Raw genomic sequence first — 9,852 nt, forward strand, 5'->3', positions numbered from 1 at the left:
TTGCAGCACCGCAATGTCGTTTCGCGGATCGATCTCAGCGGCCTCGACCTTGCCGTCGTTGGCGATCAGTTTGTCGAAACGGATATGGCGCGGATCGCTCGGCACGTCAGCGATTTCCGAGCGCTTGAAGACCGAGAACAACGCGCTTTTGACGGTGGTGAGAATGCCGCTCATCGGGCAGACCACGATGCGCTCAAGGCAGGTATCGCCGAGCGCCCCGGCCACCTTCGGATAAATCTGGCGGATATCGAGGGTCACCATCAGCGTGGTGCCGGAATCCTCGATCTGGTGACGCATTTCGCGCTCGACATAGAGCGGATTGAAATTGACGACGATGCCGCCCAGCCGCAGCACCGCGAAGTAGCAGATCACGTAATAAGGCGTGTTGGGCAGGCAGAGCCCGACCCGCGAACCCTTGGTCACGCCGAGCAGCTGGAAGCCGCGCGCGGCCTGCGCCACCAGCCGGCCGAGTTCGCCATAGCTGGTGCGGCGGCCGAGGAAATCCATCGCCGGGCGGTCGGCGAAACGCTCAACCGCGCGGTCCAGAATGGCCGTCAGCGGCTCGCAGGCGACCTCCGACGCAGCCTGCGCGGCGGCGGTTTCTGACGGTTCGATGGGCACCGCGTTGGCGGTCATCTCGTCTCCCCACGATGCGTGGCCTTCCCGATCGCGGCCTCTAGGCGGGTCGCTTTATAGCTCGAATTAGAACACCTCTAATTTTAATTCGTCAAGCAGATAACGTATACGTTATGCCAAAAAATGCTCGCAAATGCTCCATATTCGCAAGTTCGTGGCAACGACTTTACGTAAACGTTAGTTGCGTGCAGAGGCTTTTCCGTTACGACACTGTGGTGACCGCTTCGGCCTCACGGCGGCGTTTGGCCTGGGCGCGAAAGCGGTTAAGGATCAGTTCGGTGTAGCCGTTGGGCTGCTTGAAGGCTTCGAAGATCAGCGCCTTGGCGGCCTGAAACGCCGGCTGGTCCCAATTGTCCGCCATGGCGTGATAGGCGGGATCGGCGGCGTTCTGCTGATCGACCGTACGCGCCATTTCCTCCAGCGTCGCCATCACCTGGTCGCGGCGGCAGATGCCGTGACGCAGCCAGTTGGCGACGTGCTGGCTCGAAATGCGCAGCGTGGCGCGATCTTCCATCAGGCCGACATTGGTGATGTCGGGCACCTTGGAACAGCCGATGCCCTGATCGACCCAGCGCACAACATAGCCGAGGATGCCCTGGATGTTGTTCTCGAGTTCGCTCTGCACCTCCCATTCGGTCGGACGCTCGGCGTGCATCACCGGAATGTCGAGCAGCGCCTCCACCGGCGGACACGGCCGCTGCGCCATCTCGTCCTGACAGGCCGCGACATCGGCCTCGTGATAATGCAGCGCATGCAGCACCGCCGCCGTCGGCGAAGGAACCCAGGCGGTGCTGGCGCCCGAGCGCGCGTGGGCGATCTTCTCGCGATAGAGATCGGCCATCTTGTCGGGCTTGGCCCACATGCCTTTGCCGATCTGGGCGCGGCCCCTGAATCCGCAGGCCAAGCCGATGGCGACGTTGCGCTGTTCATAGGCCGCGATCCAGCGCGTGTTCTTCATCTCGTTCTTGGGCACCATCGGACCCGCTTCGAACGAGGTATGGATTTCGTCGCCGGTGCGATCGAGGAAACCGGTGTTGATGAAGGCAATGCGGTGGCCGGCGGCGCGAATGGCGGCCTTGAGGTTGACCGACGTCCGCCGCTCTTCGTCCATCAGGCCGATTTTGATGGTATGGCGCGGCAGGCCGAGGGCATCCTCCACGGCATCAAAAATGCGGTCGGCGAACGCGACCTCTTCCGGCCCGTGCAGCTTGGGCTTGACGATGTAGATCGAACCCGTCCGCGAATGGCTTTCAAGCCCGTGCATGGCAATCGCCGCCGTGATCATGGCATCGACGATGCCTTCCGGCGCGGGGCTGCCGTCGTCGAGCAGGATCGCATCGGTCACCGGCATGTGGCCGACATTGCGCACCAGCATCAGCGCCGTTCCCGGCAGGCTGATCATGCCGCCGTCCGGGGCGGTGATGGCACGATCCTGGTTGAGGCGGCGGGTCACCTTCCGGCCGGATTTCTCGAACCCCGCCGACAGCGAGCCGTTCATCAGCCCCAGCCAGTTGCGATAGGCCTCCACCTTGTCGGCCGCATCGACCGTGGAAACCGAATCCTCAAGGTCCATGATCGCAGTGGTGGCCGCTTCCAGCACGACATCGCAAATGCCGGCGGGATCGGTGGCGCCGACCGGATGGCTGCGGTCAAAGCGGATTTCGATGTGAAGACCATGATGGGCGAGAAAAATCGCCGAGGGTGCGTGCGCGTCCCCGAGATAGCCGACGAACTGCGCCGGATCGCGCAGTGCCGAGATGCGGCCGTCGCTCAACCGGACGGCCAGCGCACCCGCCTCCACCGCAAACGACGCAGCCTGCATATATTGGCCCGTCGCCAGCGGGGCGGTGCGATCGAGCACGCCGCGGGCAAACGCGATCACCTGGGCGCCGCGGACCGGATCGTAGGCATGGCGCACCAATCCGGAAATCATGTCGGTGCCGTAGACGGCATCGTACAGGCTGCCCCAGCGTGCATTGGCGGCGTTGAGCGCATAGCGGGCATTGGTCAGCGGCACGACCAGCTGCGGCCCCGCCACGGTCGTCATCTCGGGATCGAGCGGACCGGTCTGGATGGTGAAATCCGGCCCCTCGGGCTCGAGATAGCCGATATCAACGAGAAACGCCTTGTAAGCACCGGCGTCGAACGGCTCATAAGCGTGGGCGCGGTGCCATTCGTCGATCTGGGACTGCAGCCGGTCGCGCTTGGCCAGTAGCGCCCGATTTTCCGGCACCAGACTGTGCAGCAGGCGATCGAAGTCGGCCCAGAAAGTGAGTTCGTCCATTCCCGTTCCCGGCAAGACCTCGTCGACGACGAAATCGTGCAGCACTTTTGCCACCTGCAGCCGGCGCCGCTTGACGCGTTTGGCCTCGCCCCGCGGCGGCGTGGTGATCTCGATGAGAGCATCCATGGTCATCTCCGTCAGGCCGCGAATTGTGCGGTTTCGGTGGATTGTGCCATCGCGGTGGTCGAGGATTCGCCGCCGCTGATTGCCATCGACACGGCATCGAAATAGCCGGTGCCGACCTCGCGCTGGTGGCGGGTGGCGGTGTAGCCCTGCGGCTCGGCGGCGAACTCGGCCTGCTGCAGGTCGGAATAGGCCGCCATGCCGCGCTTGCCGTAATCGTTCGCCAACTGGAAGGTCGCCAGATTGAGGCTGTGGAATCCCGCCAGCGTCACGAACTGGAACTTGTAGCCCATCGCGCCGAGCTGCTCCTGGAACGACGCAATGGTCTTCTCGTCGAGCTTGGCGCGCCAGTTGAACGACGGCGAGCAATTGTAGGCGAGCAGCTTGCCCGGGAAGGCACGATGGATTTCCTCGGCGAATTCGCGCGCTTCGCCGAGATCGGGGCGCGAGGTCTCCCACCACAGCATGTCGGCGTAAGGTGCATAGGCAAGCCCGCGACGAATGCAATGGGCGACGCCGGTCTTCTCTTTCAGGCGGAAGAAGCCTTCCGGCGTGCGCTCGCCGGCGAGGAATTCGTGATCGCGCGGATCGATGTCGCTGGTGATCAGCTGCGCCGCTTCGGCATCGGTGCGAGCGATGACGAGAGTTTCCACACCGGCGACATCGGCCGCAAGCCGGGCGGCATTGAGGGTGCGGATGAAGGTCTGGGTCGGCACCAGCACTTTGCCGCCGAGATGGCCGCACTTCTTCTCCGACGCCAGCTGGTCCTCGAAATGCACCGCGGCAGCACCCGCCTCGATCATCGATTTCATCAGTTCGAACGCATTGAGCGGTCCGCCGAAGCCGGCTTCCGCGTCGGCAACGATCGGCAGGAACCAGTCGAAGTCGGCGCCTTCCATATGTCCGATCTGGTCGGCGCGCTGAAGCGTGCGGTTGATGCGGCGGACGACTTCGGGAACGCTCGAACTCGGATAGAGGCTCTGGTCGGGATACATTTCCCCGGCGTTATTGGCGTCGGCGGCGACCTGCCAGCCGGAAACGTAGATCGCTTGGAGCCCGGCCTTCGCCATCTGCATCGCCTGATTGCCGGTGGAGGCGCCAAGCGCGCGCAAGAACGGCTGCTGATGCAGCGCCTGCCACAGACGCGCGGCGCCATGCTCGGCGAGGGTGTGCGCAACCCGCACCGAACCGCTGAGTTTCTCAATGTCCTGAGGGCCGTAGGTGCGGCGGATGCCATCGAAGCGGTGCGGGGTCGGTGACGAATTCATGGTTTGCTCCTTGCGCTTTTCCCTTTTCTTTAGTATTGGTCTTTTTACAAACAAGGCAACAAGACTTTGTTTTTCAAAAGAAAATTTGTAAATCACTACACGAGGGCGCGCTGTAAATCAGTAAACTTCCGAACAAGGATCGGGGCTGAAGATGATTCAAACGCGACTTGGAACGAAGCTCCGGCGCCTGCGGGCCGAGAAGAAACTCACGCAAGCGCAGATGGCGCAGCGGCTCGAGATCAGCCCGACCTATCTCAATCTTCTGGAACACAATCAGCGGCCGATCACGGCGACGGTGCTGCTGAAACTGGCGCAGCGTTTCGCCATCGACGTCTCGTCCTTCAATCAGGACGACGAAACACGCCTGTTGTCGGACGTGATGGAGGCGCTCTCGGACCCGCTGTTCGACGTGCACGGCATCAAGGCGACCGAAGTGCGCGACATGGTCGGCACCTCGCCGGCGATCGCGCGGGCGGTGCTGACGCTCTATCACGCGGCGCGGCGCAGTCACACGCCGAAGGATATGCCCGCCAACAGCGATGACTCGGCGCCGGGAGAACTCAGCTATCTGCCGGTCGCCATGCCATCGGAAGAAGTGTCGGATTTTCTCCACGCCAACAACAACTATTTCCACGACCTCGAACGCGGCGCCGAGGCGTTGTGGCGCGACAACAATCTGGCGCTGGAAAGCCTCTATTCCGGCCTGGTGAAAGTGCTGGCACAGCGCTTCTCCGTCACCGTCGATGTCATCGCGGCCGATGCGATGGAGAATACCTTGCGCGAATACCGCGCGCTGGAGCGCAACGTCCGCATCTGCGAAATGCTGCCGCTGTCGAGCCGCATCTTCCAGCTTGCCTGCCAGATCGGGTTGCTCGGTTACGACGCCGAAATCCGCGAGCAGACCGCGCGCGGCCAGTTCACCTCGACGGAATCGGAAACCCTCACCCGCACCGCTCTGGCGAACTATTTCGCCGCTGCCGTGATGATGCCGTACCAGCGCTTCCTCGAGGCCGCCCGCGCCACCCGCCACGATCTCGACATCCTGCAGCATCGTTTTGGCGCCAGCTTCGAACAGATCTGCCATCGCCTCACGACCCTGCGACGCCCCGGCGAGGAAGGCGTGCCGTTCCACCTGATCCGGGTCGACGTCGCCGGCAACATCTCCAAGCGCTTCAACGGCTCGGGCATTCAGATCGCCCGCTTCGGCGCCGCCTGTCCGCGCTGGAACGTCTACGATGCCTTCGCCACGCCCGGCATGCTGCGGGTGCAGGTGAGCCGGATGCCGGATGGCGCCACCTTCTTCTGCGTCGCCAAGACGATCAGCCCGATCGGCCGTCAATCGCGACCCCGCCCGGTCGGCGCGCGCTTGCATCGGCTGGCGATCGGCCTCGGCTGTCCGGCGTCGCATGCCAAGGACATCACCTATGCCGACGGCCTGGCGCTCGACGATCCCAACATCATCACGCCGATCGGCGTCAGTTGCCGGATTTGCGAACGCGTCGACTGCCCCGAACGCGCCATGCCGTCGCGCAGTTTCAAGCTGGTCGTGGACGAGAACCGTCGCGGCCAGTCCGCCTATTGCCTTCCCTGACCGCCCAACAGGACGCCCCCAATGGCCAGCGAAACCACGCCCACCTTCACCGATGAAGAAGCCCTCGCCTTTCACGCCGGCCCCAAGCCCGGCAAGATCGCCATCGCGCCGACCAAGCCGATGGCCTCGCAGCGCGATCTTTCGCTCGCCTATTCGCCGGGCGTTGCCGTTCCGGTGCGCGCCATCGCCGAGCGCCCCGACGCGGTGTTCGACTATACCGCCAAAGGCAATCTGGTCGCGGTAATCTCGAACGGCACCGCCATTCTCGGCCTCGGCGATCTCGGGGCGCTGGCGTCCAAACCGGTGATGGAAGGCAAGGCGGTGCTGTTCAAGCGCTTCGCCGACGTCGATGCCATCGATATCGAAGTCGACACCCCCGACGTCGATGCCTTCATTGCGGCGGTGCGCTATCTCGGCCCCACTTTCGGCGGCATCAACCTTGAAGACATCAAGGCGCCGGACTGCTTCATCATTGAAGAGCGCTTGCGCGAACTGATGAACATCCCGGTGTTCCACGACGACCAGCACGGCACCGCCATCATCTGCGCCGCCGGCGTGATCAATGCCCTCGAACTGACGCGGCGCAAGATCACCGACATCAAGGTGGTGGTGAACGGCGCCGGCGCGGCGGGCATTGCCTGCCTCGAACTGTTGAAGACCATGGGACTGCCCAACGACAATGCGGTGCTGTGCGATTCCAAGGGAGTCGTCTACCGCGGTCGCACCTCCGGCATGAACCAATGGAAAAGCGCGCACGCCACCGATACGCGCGACCGCACGCTGGAAGACGCCCTGAAAGGCGCCGACGTGTTCCTCGGCCTGTCGGTCAAGGGCGCGGTGACCCAGGAGATGGTGAAATCGATGGCCAAGGCGCCGATCATTTTCGCCATGGCCAATCCCGATCCCGAGATCACGCCGGAAGACGCCAAGGCGGTGCGCCCCGACGCCATCGTCGCCACCGGGCGCAGCGACTATCCCAATCAGGTCAACAACGTCCTCGGCTTTCCCTATATCTTCCGCGGCGCCCTCGACGTGCGCGCCCGCGAGATCAATTTGCCGATGAAGATCGCCGCTGCCGAAGCGCTCGCGGCCTTGGCGCGCGAAGACGTGCCCGATGAAGTCGCCAGCGCCTATGGCGGCGCGCGTCCGAGCTACGGCCCCGACTACATCATCCCGTCGCCGTTCGACCCGCGCTTGATTTCGCGGGTGTCGTCGGCCGTGGCCGAAGCGGCGGTCAGAACCGGCGTGGCGCGGCAGGGCTTGCCGGAGATCGGGCACTATCGCGCCGAGCTGTCGTCGCGTCTCGATCCCTCCGCCGACCTGTTCCACCGCCTCACCGAAACCGTGCGCGCCAAGCCCAAGCGCGTGGTGTTCGCCGAAGGCGAGGAGCCCTGCGTCGTGCGCGCCGCCGCCGCGTTTCAGCAGGCGGGATTGGGCAAGGCGGTGCTGGTCGGCCGCCGCGATGTCATCAAGAACACCATTCGCCAGGCCGGCCTGGAAGGCGCCACCGAACTCGAAATCCGGGTGCCGCATTCGGCGGCCGAAGCGACGCCCTACATCGATGCGCTGTACAAGCGGCTGCAGCGGCGCGGCATGCTGTATCGCGATTGCGTGCGGATGGTCACCAACGACCGCAACACCTACGCCGCGTCGCTGCTGTCGGCCGGCGAGGTCGACGCCATGGTGACCGGTGCGACCCGCGCCTATTCGGCGGTGCTGGCCGACATCCGCCGCGTGCTCGACACCCCGCTCAACCAGCGCCCGATGGGCGTGATGGTGATTTTCGCCAAGGGCCGGGTGATCTTCGCCGCCGATACCTCCGTGCACGAACTGCCGAGCTCGGAGCAGCTTGCCGACATCGCGGTGCAGGCGGCCCGGGTGGCGCGCTGGTTCGGCTATACGCCGCGCGTGGCGCTGCTGGCCTCCTCGACCTTCGGATATCCGCGCAGCGAACGCTCCGAGCGCATCGTCGAAGCGGTCAACATCCTCGACCGGCGCCAGGTCGATTTCGAATACGACGGCGAAATGGCCGTCGACGTCGCGCTCGACCGCGCGCGGATGGCGCTCTATCCCTTCTGCCGCCTCAGCGACACCGCCAACGTGCTGATCCTGCCGGCGGTGCACTCGGCGCAGATCTCCACCAAGCTGCTGCAGCAGGTCGGCGGCGTGTCGATGCTCGGCCCGTTCATGGTCGGCTTCGAGAAATCGGTGCAGATCGTGTCGCTCGGCGCCAACATGACCGAAATCTACAACGCCGCCCTGGTGGCATCGCTGTAGGGCCACCCGGCAACACCCCCTGCGGCAGAAGAACTCCGCGGACGCGTTGACTTCGCCCCAGGAGGTCCCTAAACAAACCGCCCCAAGCCCGTGCCCAGATGGCGGAATTGGTAGACGCACTAGTTTCAGGTACTAGCGCTGCAAGGCGTGGAGGTTCGAGTCCTCTTCTGGGCACCAAGTTCTTGGATTTCCAAGACAATTTGACTTGTCCGCGGCCTTCGGCCGGCGTTTGCCGCACGCGCTGACGGCACAACTCGAACGGCATAGTGCCCCGGCGTGGCGGCGCATGGTCAGCAACGACCGTGCATCGGACGGTGCAGCGACTGGGGCTGTAATCCGACGCCCGGGCAAATCAGCGCGAGCCACCGACATGTCTGGCGCTATAGGCCATTGCCACCACCGGCGACGGGGGAAATCCACCTGCACCAATAGCTTGAGATGGCTCTCACATTTTGCCGAAAATTATTCGCCTTCCCCGCCGGGAGACCAATGACCGAACTACACTCCAGAATGGACCTTCCCACGGCACGAGGAAGGGGCAAAATGCGCCATAACACGACATTCCCGCTCTTTGCGAACACCCCCAAGCACATTTGGGCGAGTCAGCAAAACGCGCTAATTGGGAAGCTTGTACACCAGCACCGATGACGATTCTGGATCGAGGGAACTTGCCCACACGATGAGTGTATTTCCGGGAGCTAGCACAATGGCTTGCGGGTTCGCGACCTGGGGAGCATTCAAACCGTAAACGGCTCGCACGCTAAGGTCCGTCGGATTGAGCATCAAAACCGATAGCCCCGCAAGCATCGCCACGTTTGACTGATCACCTGCAACTGACAACTGCCACGGGACGCACCAGGGCATCGGCAACAGGACTGACTTGAGTAGGGCACCGGTCGTGCCGTCGCGCAAAATCAACGACCACGGCGCATCCGCTTTCTGGAACAAATTCCCGTTGGTGTTGGGTTGAATGAGGCGATCACCGACCCTGTACACTCGCTCGCTGTAGATCGTGTCCTTGTGAACGAAGATGTCGGCTCCGTCGTGAATGGCGGCCTCAAAGCTCGGATATAAACCCTTTTCTACACTCAGGAGACTTCTTCCGAGCTGATCGGCAAAAGCAAAGTTGTCTTCATGTGGGAAAGCCTCCGACGCACCCGCGCGAACATGGCCTTTGCTGGACACCATTGTGTCGAGCACTTCTCTCTCAAACGTGCCCTCTTTCAACCTGAGGAGCGATGTGGTTTCCAAATTCATGTTATAATCATCGAAGCCCATCAGCAGCAGATTTTCGCCGACCCATTGCATGCCGTGAGATTGGAAGCGTTGAACAGTCAGGGCAATTCGGTGCGAAGTAAGATCGTATATGTACGTCTCGAATGCCGAAGACCAAGCTAGATAGCGGCCACTCGCAGAAAAGCCTGCTGAACTGCCAAAGCCCTGCCCGATGGGAATTTTGATAGAGGGGTCTTGGCCTTCGGAATGCTGGAACACCAGAATAAGACCTTTGGCAAGATCGGCGACTGCGACCGCACCGGTACTACTGACCGCCACGTCGTTAATCGAACCGCGGTACAGCAACTCGGGTACTAGGGCTGAAACCCAATAAAAGTGTTGCGGTCTGAATCGGTTGTTGATTCCCTGTGCTGGGTGATTTGCAGGGAATGAGATGC

6 protein-coding genes and 1 tRNA gene are annotated in these 9,852 nt (G+C 62.9%); 3 read left to right on the plus strand and 4 right to left on the minus strand.

Annotated elements, in window-relative coordinates; translation table 11 throughout:
• The 3 genes from AC1P6P_RS18010 to aceA form a co-directional block, all read right to left on the minus strand.
• Nucleotides 1-636 (minus strand): AMP-binding protein (locus tag AC1P6P_RS18010; RefSeq protein WP_481403828.1); only part of this gene is annotated, 636 nt, incomplete at its 3' end.
• Between the two features lie 202 nt (nucleotides 637-838).
• A complete protein-coding gene (locus AC1P6P_RS18015) occupies nucleotides 839-3,046 on the minus strand; it encodes a malate synthase G (RefSeq protein ID WP_481403829.1) in 2,208 nt (735 codons plus the stop codon).
• 11 nt (nucleotides 3,047-3,057) lie between these two features.
• A complete protein-coding gene (gene aceA, locus AC1P6P_RS18020; RefSeq protein ID WP_481403833.1) occupies nucleotides 3,058-4,347 on the minus strand; it encodes an isocitrate lyase in 1,290 nt (429 codons plus the stop codon).
• A 115-nt stretch (nucleotides 4,348-4,462) separates the two neighbouring features.
• On the opposite strand from aceA, the gene AC1P6P_RS18025 reads away from it, so the two are divergent.
• The 3 genes from AC1P6P_RS18025 to AC1P6P_RS18035 all read left to right on the plus strand — a co-directional run bounded on the left by AC1P6P_RS18025 (nucleotide 4,463) and on the right by AC1P6P_RS18035 (nucleotide 8,356).
• Entirely contained in the window at nucleotides 4,463-5,902 is a 1,440-nt protein-coding gene (locus AC1P6P_RS18025) for a helix-turn-helix domain-containing protein (protein ID WP_481403830.1), read from the plus strand.
• Between the two features lie 21 nt (nucleotides 5,903-5,923).
• Nucleotides 5,924-8,179, plus strand: coding sequence for an NADP-dependent malic enzyme (locus AC1P6P_RS18030; protein WP_481403831.1), 2,256 nt, complete (start codon nucleotides 5,924-5,926; stop codon nucleotides 8,177-8,179).
• Between the two features lie 92 nt (nucleotides 8,180-8,271).
• Nucleotides 8,272-8,356, plus strand: a tRNA-Leu gene (locus AC1P6P_RS18035).
• 438 nt (nucleotides 8,357-8,794) lie between these two features.
• Here the strand turns inward: AC1P6P_RS18035 and AC1P6P_RS18040 are convergent.
• Nucleotides 8,795-9,852 (minus strand): hypothetical protein (locus AC1P6P_RS18040; protein WP_481403832.1); only part of this gene is annotated, 1,058 nt, incomplete at its 5' end.

The organism is Rhizomicrobium sp. (assembly GCF_056722145.1).